At 35.3% G+C, this 15690-nt stretch carries 17 protein-coding genes; 15 read left to right on the top strand and 2 right to left on the bottom strand.

Annotated elements, in window-relative coordinates; genetic code table 11:
- The first annotated feature begins 40 nt into the window (after positions 1-40).
- Positions 41-670: an HAD-IA family hydrolase gene (locus JUD45_RS01820; protein ID WP_187155345.1), complete on the top strand. Its 630-nt coding sequence runs from the start codon at positions 41-43 to the stop codon at positions 668-670.
- Here JUD45_RS01820 and JUD45_RS01815 read toward each other — a convergent pair.
- Complete coding sequence (locus JUD45_RS01815) at positions 667-1515, bottom strand: fructosamine kinase family protein (RefSeq protein WP_187155346.1); 849 nt, start codon at positions 1513-1515, stop codon at positions 667-669. The genes JUD45_RS01820 and JUD45_RS01815 overlap by 4 nt on opposite strands.
- A gap of 351 nt (positions 1516-1866) precedes the next feature.
- Between JUD45_RS01815 and hisS the strand changes: the two genes are divergently transcribed.
- The 7 genes from hisS to JUD45_RS01780 all read left to right on the top strand — a co-directional run bounded on the left by hisS (position 1867) and on the right by JUD45_RS01780 (position 10136).
- A complete protein-coding gene (gene hisS / locus JUD45_RS01810) occupies positions 1867-3156 on the top strand; it encodes a histidine--tRNA ligase (protein WP_138727122.1) in 1290 nt (429 codons plus the stop codon).
- 23 nt (positions 3157-3179) lie between these two features.
- A complete protein-coding gene (gene aspS / locus JUD45_RS01805; RefSeq protein WP_138727123.1) occupies positions 3180-4961 on the top strand; it encodes an aspartate--tRNA ligase in 1782 nt (593 codons plus the stop codon).
- 90 nt (positions 4962-5051) lie between these two features.
- A complete protein-coding gene (locus JUD45_RS01800; protein WP_138727166.1) occupies positions 5052-5930 on the top strand; it encodes a YitT family protein in 879 nt (292 codons plus the stop codon).
- Between the two features lie 65 nt (positions 5931-5995).
- Positions 5996-7162 (top strand): CDP-glycerol glycerophosphotransferase family protein, encoded by a 1167-nt coding sequence (locus JUD45_RS01795; RefSeq protein WP_190238374.1) that lies wholly within the window; start codon positions 5996-5998, stop codon positions 7160-7162.
- Between the two features lie 16 nt (positions 7163-7178).
- Positions 7179-7988 (top strand): ABC transporter permease, encoded by an 810-nt coding sequence (locus JUD45_RS01790; RefSeq protein WP_034530755.1) that lies wholly within the window; start codon positions 7179-7181, stop codon positions 7986-7988.
- 38 nt (positions 7989-8026) lie between these two features.
- The gene (locus JUD45_RS01785; protein WP_373301457.1) at positions 8027-9241 is read left to right on the top strand and encodes a CDP-glycerol glycerophosphotransferase family protein; all 1215 of its coding nucleotides are present in this window, start codon (positions 8027-8029) and stop codon (positions 9239-9241) included.
- Positions 9231-10136 (top strand): deoxyribonuclease IV, encoded by a 906-nt coding sequence (locus tag JUD45_RS01780; protein ID WP_203619538.1) that lies wholly within the window; start codon positions 9231-9233, stop codon positions 10134-10136. Before JUD45_RS01785 ends, JUD45_RS01780 begins: the two co-directional genes overlap by 11 nt.
- Positions 10137-10165: 29 nt before the next feature.
- Here JUD45_RS01780 and JUD45_RS01775 read toward each other — a convergent pair whose 3' ends face one another.
- The gene (locus JUD45_RS01775) at positions 10166-10978 is read right to left on the bottom strand and encodes a pyruvate, water dikinase regulatory protein (protein ID WP_053792763.1); all 813 of its coding nucleotides are present in this window, start codon (positions 10976-10978) and stop codon (positions 10166-10168) included.
- A 176-nt stretch (positions 10979-11154) separates the two neighbouring features.
- Between JUD45_RS01775 and rpsU the strand changes: the two genes are divergently transcribed.
- The 7 genes from rpsU to recO all read left to right on the top strand — a co-directional run bounded on the left by rpsU (position 11155) and on the right by recO (position 15555).
- Positions 11155-11349: a 30S ribosomal protein S21 gene (gene rpsU, locus JUD45_RS01770; RefSeq protein ID WP_034530758.1), complete on the top strand. Its 195-nt coding sequence runs from the start codon at positions 11155-11157 to the stop codon at positions 11347-11349.
- 80 nt (positions 11350-11429) lie between these two features.
- Positions 11430-11873: a GatB/YqeY domain-containing protein gene (locus tag JUD45_RS01765; RefSeq protein ID WP_054483492.1), complete on the top strand. Its 444-nt coding sequence runs from the start codon at positions 11430-11432 to the stop codon at positions 11871-11873.
- A gap of 120 nt (positions 11874-11993) precedes the next feature.
- Positions 11994-12962, top strand: coding sequence for a PhoH family protein (locus JUD45_RS01760; RefSeq protein WP_034530763.1), 969 nt, complete (start codon positions 11994-11996; stop codon positions 12960-12962).
- Positions 12963-12986: 24 nt separating this feature from the next.
- Positions 12987-13466, top strand: coding sequence for an rRNA maturation RNase YbeY (ybeY, locus tag JUD45_RS01755; protein ID WP_053791815.1), 480 nt, complete (start codon positions 12987-12989; stop codon positions 13464-13466).
- Positions 13444-13839, top strand: coding sequence for a diacylglycerol kinase family protein (locus JUD45_RS01750; RefSeq protein WP_138727128.1), 396 nt, complete (start codon positions 13444-13446; stop codon positions 13837-13839). The genes ybeY and JUD45_RS01750 overlap by 23 nt, the downstream gene beginning before the upstream one ends.
- 15 nt (positions 13840-13854) lie before the next feature.
- Positions 13855-14766, top strand: coding sequence for a GTPase Era (gene era / locus JUD45_RS01745; RefSeq protein WP_371416538.1), 912 nt, complete (start codon positions 13855-13857; stop codon positions 14764-14766).
- Positions 14767-14793: 27 nt separating this feature from the next.
- Complete coding sequence (gene recO, locus JUD45_RS01740) at positions 14794-15555, top strand: DNA repair protein RecO (RefSeq protein WP_203619537.1); 762 nt, start codon at positions 14794-14796, stop codon at positions 15553-15555.
- Positions 15556-15690: the final 135 nt, after the last annotated feature.

The following is a 15690-nucleotide window of genomic DNA, read 5'->3' as shown; positions in this document are numbered from 1 at the left end:
AGAGCTTGTGAAAGCTCTTTTTTAATTAGGGGAGAAAGACATGGATTTAATTTGGGATTTTGATGGAACGATTATGGATACATATCCAATTATGGTAGAAGCATTTGTTGATGCTTTAATTGATATGAGAATTGATGAGTTTGAAATTGATGATTATGAAATCAATCAGGTGATGCGTCGTCATTCTCTGGCTACATGTGTGCAAAAGTACGCTGCTCATTTCAATATTGATGCAGACACAATTAATGACAAGTATCGCCAATACGAAAAACAAAATGTCAAAGACGCCAACATCTTTATGAATGTAGATAAGGTGTTAGCGCAAAATGTCGATGATGGCGGGAGAAACTTTTTACTAACTCACCGTGATGATGATGCCATTGCAATGTTGGAAGATGCCGGATTAAAGGATTACTTCACCGAAATGGTAACAAAAAATCAGGCTTTCAAGAGAAAACCTGATCCAGAAGCGGTTAATTATTTAATTAAAAATAATGATATTAATCGTGATGATTGCATGTTCATGGGTGACAGAAAGCTAGACGTTGATGCCGCTCATAATGCTGGAATCAAAGCCTGTTTATTTGATCCAGATGGAATGATTAATTCCACTGGGAACCCCGAAATGACAATCAACAACTATTATGATTTCTTACATCGTAATGACTAGTATTGGCTTAGAATACTCTTTACTTCTAGTCCATATCCGCCACCAAACATGACGTAGTGGGCAAGTAGATAGAAGAATTGATAGTATTGAATTCTTCTCTTCCATCCGGTGTCTAGTGGATAGGTATCGTTGTAACCTTCGTAGAAGTCGGCATTGAAGCCACCAAATACGGTAGTCACACCAATGTCGAATTCACGGTCACCATAGTAGACATCCGGGTCAATCAAGATTGGATTTCCGTCTTCTAGAAATGAGAAGTTTCCACTCCATAGGTCACCATGAAGAAGGGATGCATCACTATGATGGCTATCCATATCCTTTTTGAAAGATTCTTTTAGATTATCGAAGTGGTTTAAATCTTCTTTGGAAATTTCACGGCTTTTAATGGCCATATCCATTAAAGGATTCAAACGTTGTTTGATAAAGAAGTCGGTCCAATTATCTTGCCAGGTGTTTGTCTTTGGCACACGACCTAGCTTAAAGTCTTTGTCTAGACCAAAACGGTCATTGTGGTGCTTGTGAACGTTAGCTAACATTTGGCCTAATTGATATTGATTGCCAAATGGTGATAGGTTCATCCATTTTTGAATTAGAAAACCATCGCCATCAATTTCACCATAGTCAATGATAGTTGGTACGGTTGCGTATTTACCGATAAGTTTGATTCCTTCAACTTCGTGTTCGAAGAATTCCTTTCCTTTATTGGGTTGGACTTTCATAAAGTATTTTTGATTATCAGCAATGATTTCGTATGAGTCATTGATATCACCACCTGAAACAGGGGTTAGTTTAGTTACATTTTTAATTGGTAATTGTTCAAGCCATTCTTGTGTTAATTGCTTCATATATATATCACCTCGACTCCATTCTACAATGGATTTAGAATGAAGCAAAATATGTGAGTTCTTGACTTTTTAAGTAAATTACATTAATCTAAAACATGAATAGAATACTCGCTGATGAAAAAAGAAGAGTACGGAATTTTCTTAGGTATAAGAGAGCGTTAGTTTGGTGAAATAACGACGAAAGAAATCCTGGAAAGACACTTTTGAGGCTAATGGCTAAGCCATTCGTAATTATACGTTACATAAGAGTTAAAAAAAGGTGGTACCGTGCTTTTTGCGCCCTTGTCTAAATGATTTTATTTAGACAGGGGCTTTTTTTATTCAGTTATTAAAGTTTGCGGAGGGATTATCATGCGATATCAACGTCCAAAAGGAACCGCAGATATTTTGCCAGGAACTTCTGAAAAATGGCAATTTGTTGAAGAAACAGCTAGAAAGTTGTTTGCGGCTTATCGTTATCAAGAAATAAGAACACCAATGTTTGAAAGTTTCGATGTTTTCTCAAGAACATCAGGAGAAACTTCAGATATTGTTACAAAAGAAATGTATGACTTTCACGATAAAGGAGATCGTCATATTACATTAAGACCAGAAGGAACTGCTGGTGTAGTTAGAGCATTTGTTGAAAATAAACTTTACGGTCCAGACACACCTAAGCCAGTTAAGATGTACTACATGGGACCAATGTTTAGATACGAACGTCCTCAATCTGGTCGTCAACGTCAATTTCACCAAATCGGTGTTGAAGCATTTGGTAGTGAATCACCAGAATTAGATGTTGAAGTTATTTCAATGGCCGTTAACTACCTACAAAATCTAGGAATTAATGACTTAAGAGTGGCTATTAACACTTTAGGTGATAAGCAAACTCGTGCTGACTACCGTCAAGCATTGATTGACTACTTGGAACCACACTTTGAAGAACTAAGTGATGATTCTAAGGAACGTCTACACAAAAATCCACTTCGTGTGCTAGATAGTAAAGCACCAGAAGACCAACTAATCGTTGATGGTGCTCCTTCAATTCTAGATTACCTAACTGATGATGCTCAAAAGCATTTCGATAAGGTAACTAGACTATTGGATGACTTAGGCATCAAATACGATGTTGATCACACTATGGTTCGTGGATTAGATTACTACAACCACACAATCTTTGAAATCATGGCCAACGCTAAGGAATTAGGTGAAGGCTACACTACAATCTGTGCCGGTGGTAGATACGATGGATTAGTTGAAGAACTAGGTGGTCCTCAAATGCCAGGTGTTGGATTTGGTCTAGGGGTAGAAAGATTACTTCTACTTATGGATTCTAAGAACTTCCAATTCCCAGATACTTTTGGTTTAGACGCTTATGTAGTTGGAATTGGTGACGATGCTAGTGTTGAAGCACTTAAGGTTGTTCAAGCTTTAAGAAAGCAAGACTTTAAGGCTGATAAAGATTACCTAGCACGTAAACCAAAGGCACAATTCAAGAGTGCCGATAAGCTAGATGCTAAGTTTACCTTAACACTTGGTGATAAAGAACTAGAATCAAACACCATTCATGTTAAGAACATGGCTGATGGAAACGAAGTTACTGTAGACATTAATGAAGTAAAAGATAATTTTGCAGAATTAATTTCAAAGAACTTTAAATAAAAAATAAGATTAGGAGAGATATTATGAACCGAACAACTTATTGTGGTTTAGTAGATGAAAGCTACTTAAACCAAGAAGTATGCTTAGACGGATGGGTTGCCAAACGTCGTGACTTAGGTAAATTAATCTTCGTTGACTTAAGAGATCGTAAAGGAATTGTCCAACTAGTATTTAGTGACAAGAACAGTGCAGATGCATTGGCAATCGCTGATCAATTAAGAAATGAATATGTAATCGAAGTAAAGGGAACTGTTGTTGCCAGAAGTGAAAAGGAAGTTAACCCAGACATTAACACTGGTAAGATTGAAATTGCTGTTTCAGAAGTGAAAATCTTAAACAAGTCTGAAAACCCTCCATTTGATATTAAAGACAACATCACAGCTTCAGAAGAAACTAAGTTGAAGTACAGATACTTAGACTTAAGACGTCCAGAAGTACAACGTGGAATTATCTTAAGAAGTAAGATTACTCAAGCAGTTCACGAATACTTTAACAATAATGGCTTTATTGACATTGAAACTCCTAACTTAACAGTTTCAACTCCAGAAGGTGCTCGTGATTACCTTGTTCCTTCAAGACTTTACCATGGTTCATTCTACGCACTACCACAATCACCACAATTATTTAAGCAATTATTGATGGGTTCAGGTTTTGACCGTTACTACCAAATTGCTCGTTGTTTCCGTGATGAAGACTTACGTGGTGATAGACAACCAGAATTTACCCAAATCGATATGGAAACTTCATTCTTAAATGCTGAAGACATCCAAGACCTAACTGAAGGTTTAATCGTAAAGGTAATGAAGGATACTTTAAACATCGATATCAAGGCTCCATTCAAACGTATTACTTGGCAAGAATCAATGGATCGTTTTGGTACCGACCAACCAGATGTTAGATTTGGTATGGAACTAAAGGATCTATCAGACATCGTTAAAGATGTTAACTTCAAGGTATTTAGTGGCGCAATTGAAAACGGCGGTAAGGTAAAAGCAATTGCCGTTCCTGGTGGTGCTGACAAGTACTCAAGAAAAGACATTGACAAGTATGCTGAATATGTAGAAAGATTTGGTGCCAAGGGTCTTGCTTGGATGAAGGTTACCGACGATGGTTTAACTGGTCCAATCGCTAAGTTCTTTGATGACCAAAGTGTTGTTGACCAAATGCTTGCAGCTACTGAAGCTAAGTCAGGCGACTTATTACTATTCGCTGCCGACAGAGATAAGGTTGTTGCTGATACATTAGGTTACTTAAGATGTGCAATCGCTAAGGAACAAGACATGATTCCATCAGACGTCTTTGACTTCCTATGGGTTGTTGACTGGCCATTATTCGACTACGACGAAGGTATCGACAGATGGGTCCCAGCTCACCATCCATTCACAATGCCTAACGAAGGTGACGAACATTACCTAAACGATGGCGAAGATCCTCACAAGGCTCACGCTCAAAGTTACGACATTATCTTGAATGGTCTAGAACTTGGTGGTGGATCAATCCGTATCCACACTAAGGAACTACAATTGAAGATGCTAAAGGCCTTAGGCTTCACTAGAGAAAGTGCCCAAGAACAATTTGGTTACTTCCTAGATGCCTTAGACTACGGTTTCCCACCTCATGGTGGTTTAGCTATTGGTTTAGACCGTTTTGCTAGATTATTAGCACAAACTGAAAACATTAGAGATGTTATCGCATTCCCTAAGAATTCAAAGGCTACTGAACCAATGACTAATGCTCCAGCACCTGTTTCTAAGAAACAATTAGATGACTTAGGACTAGAAGCTGAAGACGAACCAGAAGCTTAATAACAAAGAAAGACTTCCATTAGGGAAGTCTTTTTTTAATCCGTATTTATGTTATACTATTTTCATATTAAATGAGAGGTTATGAAACTTATGGACGATGTTCAAAGGATTTTAAGACGACATCAATACTTAGCGAAAGCATCAACTGCTTTTATGTACGGAATCATGGTATCAATTGCCATGAATTTTTTCTGGACGCCAGGTAAAATCTACTCATCTGGATTTACTGGTTTATCACAGTTGATTAATACTTTATCAGGGAGATTTTTACCATTCTCAATTTCTCCTTCGATTGGTTTATTTGTATTAAATATTCCATTTTTTATATTGGCCTGGAAACAAATTGGCCATCAATTTACTTGTTTTACCATCTTAACTGTTTTTCTAGCCAGTTTTATGATTAAGTCATTGCATCCAGTGTATCTAACCAATGATCCGATGATTTGTGCTATCTTTGGTGGCGTGGTTAATGGTTTTGGAACGGGAATGAGTTTAAAAAACGAAATTTCTACAGGTGGATTGGATATTTTAGGAATTGTTATCCGGAGAAAAACGGGGAGAAGTATTGGAACGATTAACATCGCTTTCAATATCTTCATTATTACCGCTGCTGGATTTACGTATGGATGGCCATATGCATTTTATTCTGCAATCGGAATCGTGGTGAATGCTAAGGCGATTGACTTCGCATACACTCGTCAACAAAGAATGCAGGTGCTAGTCGTAACAGATCATCCAAAGACAGTGATTGATAGCATTCAAAACCATATTCCTCGTGGAATTACGATCATTCATGATGCTGAGGGTGCATATAAGCATGATGAAAAAACAATTCTATTTACAACCATTTCAAGATATGAACTATCTGAGTTACAGGAAGCTTTAGATGAATCAGATGAGCACGCATTTGCGAGTGTGACTGAAGCATCTACTATTATGGGGCATTTCTATGAACACAAGGTTGAATAGTTAAATGTAATAATTTTTCTACATTAAGTGTGATATAATACTGGATTGTGTGATAGTTTTTAAATATGGTGGGATCTGTTTTGAAGGTTATGTATATATTTTTAATTAAGATAGTTTCTTTACTATTTTATTTCAGAAAAAAAGAGAATGTAATTTACATAATGAGCTTTGATAATAATCTTGGATTAATCAAATCAATGGCTCGTCGATTGCCAAAAAATAAAAGGCTATATGTATATTATGAATCATCAAGCGAAGCGGCAGCCACTGATTTGGCTGCATACGGAATTAAGACCGTCTTGTTTAGAGACGGATTTAAACTAGTGTTTGACTTAATTCCAAAAATAATGGCAAGTAATGTTGTCTTTTGTGACAATTACTTTCCTTTTTTGGGTGGCATTGTCCATCCAAAGAATTTAAAGGTTGTTCAATTATGGCATGCCAATGGTGCAATTAAGAAGTTTGGTTGGGAAGATGCTTCTACTAAGGATAGAAGTGCTTCCGACAAACGTCGCTTTCAAAAAGTTTATAATAGCTTTGATGAATATGTGGTTGCTTCCGAAACAATGGGACATGTATTTGAGAATAGCTATCATGTTTCCTTTGATAAAATGAAGATGATTGGTTATCCAAGATCTGACAGATTATTTAAGGAAAAATGGCAAAGTATCGCGAGAAGACGTGTTTATAGCTTTGCTCCTCAATTAAAGGATAAACGAGTAATTCTATATGCACCAACATATCGTGATGAGGGAAGGTCATTTAACCCACCTAAGGGTGTTATTAAGGCTTTATCAAATGATCCTAATGCAATGGTAGTCGTAAAGCTACATCCACTTCTAAAGGACTTAGAAGAAAAATTACAAAGGGAATCAAAGAATCCAAACGTGATGTTTTCAAATCAATTATCAACAACTGATTTGTTAGCTGTAACTGACACCTTAGTAACTGATTATTCATCAGTTGCTTTTGATTATTCACTATTGCCTAATGCACATTCTCTATTGTTCTTTATGTTTGATTTAGACCAATACAAACAAAATCCAGGAATTCAAGATGATTTATTAAATTGGTTGCCTACAAAACCAATTACTTCTTTGGATGACCTAAAAACAGCAATTAGTGAAGATAAACAAACAGATTTTACCAATTTTAATCGTCATTGGAACAAATACAATGATGGTTTTGCAACAAGTCGAGTAATCGACAGATATATTAAAACTTTAAAGTAAAGGAAGTGTGATCGGCTTGAAGGAAGTCATTACATTAATCAAAGAGCAAATTCAAAATTTACCAATAATGTTTAGAGTGTCAAAATACCAAGATAAATCTGATTACCAAAGTCATTACCTAGGTATTGTTTGGGCCTACTTATACCCAATTATTCAAATCTTAATTTATTGGTTAGTATTCGGTGTTGGTTTAAAGAAGGGTACATCTGGTAGTGTTGATTACCTAACTTGGATGGTTATCGGTATTACTCCATGGTTCTACATGAACAGTGTTACATTGGATGCATCTAAGAGTATCTACCAACAAGTGGGTATGGTTTCAAAAATGAAGTTCCCGGTTAGTGTTCTACCATCAATTAAGATTCTAACTAACTTAAGTTCATTCTGGGCTATGCTAGCATGTTCAATTATCTTAGGGTACCTAAAGGGTGGAGTACTACCTAACCTATACTGGATTCAATGGCTATACTACTTCTTTGCAATGATTTGCTGGTTATTAGCATTTGGTATCTTTAACTCAACTGTCACAATTCTTGTCCGTGATTACCGTATTTTCCTACAATCAATCATGAGAGTATTGTTCTACATGTCTGGAGTTCTATTTAACTTTGAAACTAATGCATTCCCTGCATTCTTTGTAAGATTCTTACAATTGAACCCATTCTTCTACATTGTTTCTGGATTTAGAGAATCAATGCTAGGTGAAGCATGGTTCTGGCAAAAGCCAATGTTGATGTTAATTTTCTGGTTAACAGTATTATTCTTCCTATTGGTTGGATCACATCTACATTACAAGTTCAGAGCTCGCTTTGTAGATTATATTTAGTTAAAAGTTAAAAGGATTGAAAGTGTCGTATGATGAAATTGAAGAAAAAAGTAATTAGATTTATTAAAAAATCAATTCGTCGAGTATTGATTTTAATTAATAATGTTTTGATTACTTTACCAGTAAAAAAGAATCTAGTTGTTTTTGAAAGTTTCCAGGGAAAAGATATTAATGATAACCCTGCAGCTATTTATGAAAAGTGGGTTGAAAAATATCCCGAAGATAAGTCAAAAGCATATTTTACTGTGAGAAAAGCTCAATATAAGACCTTCAAAGAATTGTATCCAGATATTAATATGGTCAGAAAGTTCATGCCTAAGTGGGTATGGGTAATGGCTAGAGCCAACTTCTGGGTATTTAATTCTAGAACGCCAAAATGGTGGAATAAAAATAAAGGTACCGTATATATGCAAACATGGCATGGTACTCCTTTGAAGAAATTAGGTACCGATATTGAAAATGTTATGATGCCAGGTACCAACACTGAAAAATATAAAAGAAACTTTACTAATGAAGCTCATCGTTGGGATTACTTAATTGCTCCTAACCAATATTCGAAAGATATTTTTGCTAGAGCATTTGATTTTAACAATCATTTTCTAGACATTGGTTATCCAAGAAATGATGTTTTATATTACGGTGACACTCAAGATAACATTAGTAGATTAAAGAAAGAATACCTTGGTCGTGATGATTTAAATGTAATTACATATGCACCAACTTGGCGAGATGATAATTACAAACGTAAAGGTGTTTACAACTTTGAATTACCATTTAGTTTGAAGACTTTCTTTGAACAAGTTGATGATAATACTGTATTAATTATCAGACCACATTATCTTGTAAAAGATTTCATTGATATTAAGGGATTTGAGGACCGTGTTTACATCATGGTTGAAGAAGACATCAGTGATCTATACTTAATGTCAGATTTATTAATTACAGACTATTCATCAGTAATGTTTGACTATGCTAATTTAAAACGTCCAATGTTATTCTATGCATATGATTTAAAGCATTATGAAGATGATATTCGTGGTTTCTACTTTGACTACAGAACAGAATTACCTGGACCCGTTGTTGAAGATGAAGACGACTTTTACAAGCAAATTGATGTATTTAACAAGGAAAAGAAGTATTCTGAATACGATAAGAAGTACGAAGAATTCTATGAAAAGTATTGTGGATGGGAATCCGCAGACTCTTCAGAAAAATTTGTTGATGAAATGAGGATGATTAGTAATGACAAGTAAGTTTTTAATCGGATCTCACGTTAGCATGAATGGCTCAACCATGTTTTTGGGTTCTGCTAAAGAAGCTGACAGCTATGGTGAAAATGCATTTATGGTTTACACTGGTGCTCCTCAAAACACCAGAAGAAAGCCAATTGATGAATTAAGAGCCGAAGACGGTAAGGAATACATGAAAGAACATGGTATTTTGGAAAGCGTTGTTCATGCTCCATACATCATTAATTTAGGAAATGTTACCAAGCCACAGAACTTTAAGTTTGGTGTTGATTTCTTACATGAAGAAGTTAAACGTGCTGAAGCTATTGGTGCAACACAAATTGTGTTACATCCTGGTTCTCATGTTGGTGAAGGTGCAGATAAAGCAATTGCTCAAATTGCCAAGGGTTTAAACGAAGTCATTGAACCAGATCAAAAGGTTCAAATTGCGTTGGAAACTATGGCAGGTAAGGGAACAGAAGTTGGACGTACCTTTGAAGAAATTGCACAAATCATTGATGGTGTTAAGGACAACGATAAAGTATCCGTTACTTTCGACACTTGTCATACTAACGATGCTGGTTACAACGTTAAAGAAGACTTCGACGGTGTCTTAAATGAATTCGACCATGTAATTGGTTTAGATCGATTAAAGGTCGTTCACTTAAATGATTCTAAGAATGATTTTGGCAGTCATAAAGATAGACATGAAATCATTGGGTTAGGAACAATCGGGTTCGATGCCTTGAACTACATTGCTCACCACGAATCTTTAGTTGATGTTCCAAAGATTATGGAAACACCAGCTGTTGCTGTTGAAGGAACTAAGAAGAAGTTGTCTCCACATTACTTCGAAGTTAAAATGTTAAAAGAACAACAATTCAATAATAATTTGATGGATGATATTTTAAATCAATAAAAATAAAAAAGAGCTGTTAAGCTCTTTTTTTATTGGTATGAATCTAAATCAAGACTTTCCATAATCACAGTGGCTGTTTCTTCGATTGATTTATCGTGGACGTCGATAATTAAACAACCAAGTTCATGGTATAAGTTGTTAGCATATTCTAATTCCTCATCAATGTTCTTTGAGTTTGAATATGGTGTATCTTCATCGATACCATATGATGCCATTCTGGCTTTTCTAATCTTTTGAATATCTTTAGTTACGCTGGTAAGACCAATAATTTTCTTTGGATCAACGTCAAATACTTCTTTAGGTAACTGGATGGTAGGACCAATTGGAACGTTTGATACCTTTACCTGTTTGTTTGCAAGGTATAGTGATAGCGGTGTCTTGGATGTTCTAGAAATTCCTAGGATTACGACATCTGCTTTTGTTAGGTTTTGTGGGTTGCTTCCATCATCATTTTCAACGGAGAATTCCATCGCTTCAATTCTTTTAAAGTAATCATCGTTTAAGTCATGAACCAAACCACTAACACGTTCAGGGTTAAAACCTAATTGGCTACTAATGGCCTTCATGGGCTTTTGGACACAGTCAACGTTTTGTAAATTATTGGCCATTGCAAAATCTTCAATTAGTTTACTTAAATCGGCGTTAACTAGGGTATGAAAAATGACGGCTTCTTTTTGTTTAGCAATTTTTAAGATACCACTTAACATTGATTCGGTAGTGATAAATGGGTATCGTTCGTATGAAATGTCAGCACTTTCGAATTGTGCACCAGCGGTTTTAGCAACTTGCATCGCTGTTTCACCACTAGAATCAGAGATGGCAAATATATTAATATGTTTCATTAAAATCACTCCTTTTTAACGACTATATTATATCTAAAAAACTGTCATAAAAGTAGTTTTAAATTGAAATGTAATATTGACGTTATAAATATTGTTTTGTATAATTATTAAGAACAGTTTTAATAAACAAAAAAAGTAACTGTTGTATTTCGAGCTCGGAGGGAGGGAATTTTCATATGTCAAAAACAGTCGTTCGTAAAAACGAATCTCTTGATGATGCTCTTCGTCGTTTCAAACGTACAGTTTCCAAGAACGGTACTTTACGTGAATACCGTAAACGAGAATTCTACGAAAAACCAAGTGTTAAACGTAAATTAAAATCTGAAGCAGCAAGAAAGCGCAACAACAAGAAAAAAAGCCGTCGCTTTTAATTACTAAAAACGTTCCTGTTATTTCAGGGACGTTTTTTTTGCTAAAACTAAGCTGAATATTTTGAAAGAGGGAAACTATAATGAGTATCGCTACAAATCTTAATGAAGATCTTAAAAATGCAATGAAGGAACACAACAAAACTGCTTTGAACGTTATTCGTTCTCTAAAATCAGCCCTAACTAACGAAAAAGTTGCTTTGGGTCATGATTTAAGTGATGACGAAGAATTAACTGTTATCAGTCGTGAAGTTAAGCAAGTTAAGGAATCTATTGCTGAATTCAAAGATGGTGGTAGAGATGATTTAGTTGCCGAACAAGAAGAACAATTAGCTGTGCTAAGCAAGTATGCTCCAAAACAAATGTCAAAAGAAGAAATTGACAAGGTAGTTGAAGAAACTATCAGCGAAGTTGGCGCTTCAGCAATGTCTGATTTTGGTAAAGTAATGGGTGCTATCATGCCAAAGGTTAAGGGTAAAGCTGACGGAAACGAAGTTAACCAATCTGTAAAAGCTCACTTAAGCTAATTATTTATAAAGTATGGTTGTAATACATTACAATCATGCTTTGTTAGTACATATTAATAACTTTTTTAAAGTCAAAATCTGTGCTAATATTTGATTATCAATAAAAAAGGGGTCGCTATATTGACAGAACAAACTGAAGTAACCAAAGAATTTATTATTCATAATTTAGATTTTGAACCTAAGTTATTAGGGGCACAAAATAAATACGTTACAATTCTTGAAGAGGGTATGGAAGTATCAATTAATGCTTTTGGAACCAATGTGAAGGTATCTGGAAGCGAAGATAATGTTAATAAAGTTATTTCAATTTTTAAGAACTTAATGGACTTAATTCAAAATGGTGTTACATTGAATAGCAGTGATTTTGTATCTGCTATGAATATGGCCAAAAATGATACATTAAGTTATTTTAAAGAGCTATACAATCAAATATTAATCAAAGACTTTAAGGGAAAACCAGTCCGTGTTAAGAACTTTGGCCAACGCCAATACGTTCAATCTGTAAAACGTAATGATATTACTTTTGGAATTGGACCTGCCGGTACTGGTAAAACATACTTAGCTGTGGTTATGGCAATTGCAGCATTAAAACACGGTGATGTCGAAAAGATTATTTTGACAAGACCTGCCGTTGAAGCCGGTGAAAGCCTAGGTTTTCTACCTGGTGATTTAAAAGAAAAAGTTGATCCATATTTGAGACCAATATACGATGCTCTTCATTCCATTTTAGGTCGTGAACACACCGCTAGATTGATGGAAAGAGGAGTTATTGAAATCGCTCCACTTGCTTATATGCGTGGTAGAACGTTGGACTCTGCTTTCGTTATTTTAGATGAAGCTCAAAACACCACAACTGCTCAAATGAAGATGTTCCTAACTCGTCTTGGATTTGGTTCGAAGATGATTGTTAACGGTGATATATCTCAAATTGATTTGCCTAAACATGCAAGTAGTGGTCTAGTTCAAGCTCAATCAATCTTACAAAATGTAGAAAAGATTCGTTTTGTTAAGTTTGATTCTAAGGATGTTGTTAGACATCCAGTGGTTGCTAGAATTATCGATGCCTACGAAGAATATCAACAAAACTAGAAATTTTATAACAGGAGTACCAGAATGGATTTAGAAATTTACGATAAGACAAAAGACGGTGTAGACCAAAAACACATCGATTTAGTGGAAGATGTACTGCAATTTGCTAGCAAGGCATTAGACCTTAAGGATAATACTGAAATGTCAGTAACATTCGTTAATAACGACGAAATTAAGGAAATTAACAGTAAGTATCGTGGCGTTGACCGCGCAACTGATGTTATTAGTTTTGCGATTGAAGACGGTGATGACGACTTTCCATTAATTATGGATGATGAAATGGCCGCAGAAATCCCAGAAAACATTGGTGACATCTTTGTTTCAATCGATAAGGTTGCTGAACAAGCAGAATTTTTAGACCACTCATACGAACGTGAATTAGGATTCCTTGTTGTTCATGGCTTCCTACATTTAAACGGTTATGATCACATGAAGCAAGAAGATGAAGATGTTATGTTCCCATTGCAAAGAAAGATTATGGATGACTATGGGCTTAAAAGATAAAAAAGTAGTCAGAAAAAATCGTAGCTTCGTTGAATCATTTAAGCACGCTTTTGATGGTTTAGTGATATTATGCAAGACAGAACGTAACTTTAGATTTCATCTAATTGCATCTTTAGTTGTAGTGATTATGTCGTTTGTTCTTAAGATTGATTTGAGCCAATGGGTTTGGATTTTATTAGCAATATTTATGGTCTTAATCGCTGAAGTTGTAAATACGTTATGTGAATCAATTGTTAATTTAATTGTTGGTAATAAGTATGATGAGATTGCTAAGAAGGCAAAAGACGTAGCTGCCGCTGGTGTGGTCATTGCGTCTATCTTTGCAGCAATCATCGGATTATTGGTATATGTTCCAATCATATTTGGACTTTAACAGCACGGAGGAATTATTATGGAATTTGATCCAAACTTTCATTCAGGATTTGTAGCAATTGTTGGTAGACCTAATGTTGGTAAATCAACATTTTTGAACCGTATTATCGGTCAAAAGATTGCGATTATGAGTGACAAAGCACAAACAACTAGAAACAAGATTCAAGGTGTATACACCGATGATGAATCACAAATTGTTTTCTTGGATACCCCAGGAATTCATAAACCAAATAACAAATTAGATGATTTCATGGAAAAATCAGCGTTCTCAGCATTAAAAGAAGTTGATGCTGTCTTATTCATGGTAAGCGCCACTGAAACCAGAGGTGCTGGAGATAACTTTATCATTAACCGTTTAAAGGATATTGATAAACCAGTTTACTTAATTATCAATAAGATTGATGAAATCAATCCAAACAAGCTTCTAAGTATCATGGATATTTACAAGAAGGCGCTTGATTGGAAAGAAGTTTTCCCAATCTCAGCACTACAAGGTAACAACGTTGATGAATTGATGGACAACTTGAAGCAATTATTACCAGCTGGTCCACAATACTACCCAGAAGATGAAGTAACTGATCATCCAGAACGTTTTATTGTTGCTGAACTAATCAGAGAAAAAATCTTAATGCTAGCAAGAGACGAAATTCCTTACTCAATTGCAATTGATATTCTAAGCATGAAGACCAAGGAAAACGGAAACGTAGATATCCAAGCCGATATCTTAGTAGATCGTCCCGGTCAAAAGGGAATCTTAATTGGTAAGCAAGGATCAATGCTAAAGAAGATTGGAACACTTGCTAGACAAGATATCGAAGACCTATTAGGTAGCAAGGTTTATCTAAAGCTTTGGGTTAAGGTTCATCCCGGATGGCGTAATGAATCATCCGTTCTTAAGTCATTAGGATACAAGAAGGATAATTACTAAAATTTTAAAAATGGTCGGTGAATAAAAATGGATTCACAAACATATATGAATTTTCACGGTATTTTACTATACCGAAAAAACTTCAAAGAAAATGATATGTTAGTTAAGTTTTTAACGGCCGAGGCAGGCAAGAAGATGTTTTTCATTCGAGGCGCTCGAAAAAGGGGCTTTAAGATGATGGCGAATATCTTGCCTTTTACCTATGGTACGTATTCTGGAAAGATAAATGCTGAAAACTTATCTTATATTTATAGTGGATTAGATACTGACCATTATGAAAACATTAGCGAGGATATTTTCTTAAATGCCTACGCTACTTACATTATGTCTTTAGTGGACGTTGCGTTTCCTGACTCAACACCAATTCCACATTGGTTCAATCAGTTATTTGCAGCGTTACGATTGATCGATAACGGTGTTGACCCAGAGGTGATTACAAACATCTGTGAAATCCAACTTCTAGGTGAGTTCGGGGTTCAACCTGAACTAAGGGGATGCGCCATTTGTGGTCGTACTGATCTTAACTTTGACTATTCCGAAGCCTATGGTGGATTGATTTGCCAAAATCACTTTCATTTAGATGCTAACCGTTTGCACTTAGATCAAAAGACTATTTATTATTTACGTCGTTTTTCAATTATTGATTTAAATAAATTGGGTAACGTTAACGTAAATGACAATACAAAGCAAAATTTAAGAATGTTACTCGATAAGATTTACTCGGATTCTGTAGGGATTCATTTAAAGAGTAAAAGTTTCTTAGATCAAATGAATGACCTAAGATTATAGAATTGATTTTTTAGCAATTGTAAACTATAATTAAGTTAAATAAATACGAATGGTAATGACAAAAGAGGGTCATTGAATAAAATGATATCCAGCGATAGTAGGACAGTGTGAGCTACTTGCATTTTTCAATGATTG

It is taken from the genome of Apilactobacillus nanyangensis, from assembly GCF_016861915.1.
GTDB classification, from domain to species: Bacteria; Bacillota; Bacilli; order Lactobacillales; family Lactobacillaceae; genus Apilactobacillus; species Apilactobacillus nanyangensis.
This window is presented reverse-complemented; position numbering and strand designations above follow the sequence as displayed.

Bases quoted from the DNA above. Each gene is read 5' to 3' on its own strand.
- JUD45_RS01820 (WP_187155345.1), top strand. From the start codon at position 41: ATGGATTTAATTTGGGATTTTGATGGAACGATTATGGATACATATCCA.
- JUD45_RS01815 (WP_187155346.1), bottom strand. From the start codon at position 1,515: ATGAAGCAATTAACACAAGAATGGCTTGAACAATTACCAATTAAAAAT.
- hisS (WP_138727122.1), top strand. From the start codon at position 1,867: ATGCGATATCAACGTCCAAAAGGAACCGCAGATATTTTGCCAGGAACT.
- aspS (WP_138727123.1), top strand. From the start codon at position 3,180: ATGAACCGAACAACTTATTGTGGTTTAGTAGATGAAAGCTACTTAAAC.
- JUD45_RS01800 (WP_138727166.1), top strand. From the start codon at position 5,052: ATGGACGATGTTCAAAGGATTTTAAGACGACATCAATACTTAGCGAAA.
- JUD45_RS01795 (WP_190238374.1), top strand. From the start codon at position 5,996: ATGGTGGGATCTGTTTTGAAGGTTATGTATATATTTTTAATTAAGATA.
- JUD45_RS01780 (WP_203619538.1), top strand. From the start codon at position 9,231: ATGACAAGTAAGTTTTTAATCGGATCTCACGTTAGCATGAATGGCTCA.
- JUD45_RS01775 (WP_053792763.1), bottom strand. From the start codon at position 10,978: ATGAAACATATTAATATATTTGCCATCTCTGATTCTAGTGGTGAAACA.
- rpsU (WP_034530758.1), top strand. From the start codon at position 11,155: ATGTCAAAAACAGTCGTTCGTAAAAACGAATCTCTTGATGATGCTCTT.
- JUD45_RS01765 (WP_054483492.1), top strand. From the start codon at position 11,430: ATGAGTATCGCTACAAATCTTAATGAAGATCTTAAAAATGCAATGAAG.
- ybeY (WP_053791815.1), top strand. From the start codon at position 12,987: ATGGATTTAGAAATTTACGATAAGACAAAAGACGGTGTAGACCAAAAA.
- JUD45_RS01750 (WP_138727128.1), top strand. From the start codon at position 13,444: ATGACTATGGGCTTAAAAGATAAAAAAGTAGTCAGAAAAAATCGTAGC.
- recO (WP_203619537.1), top strand. From the start codon at position 14,794: ATGGATTCACAAACATATATGAATTTTCACGGTATTTTACTATACCGA.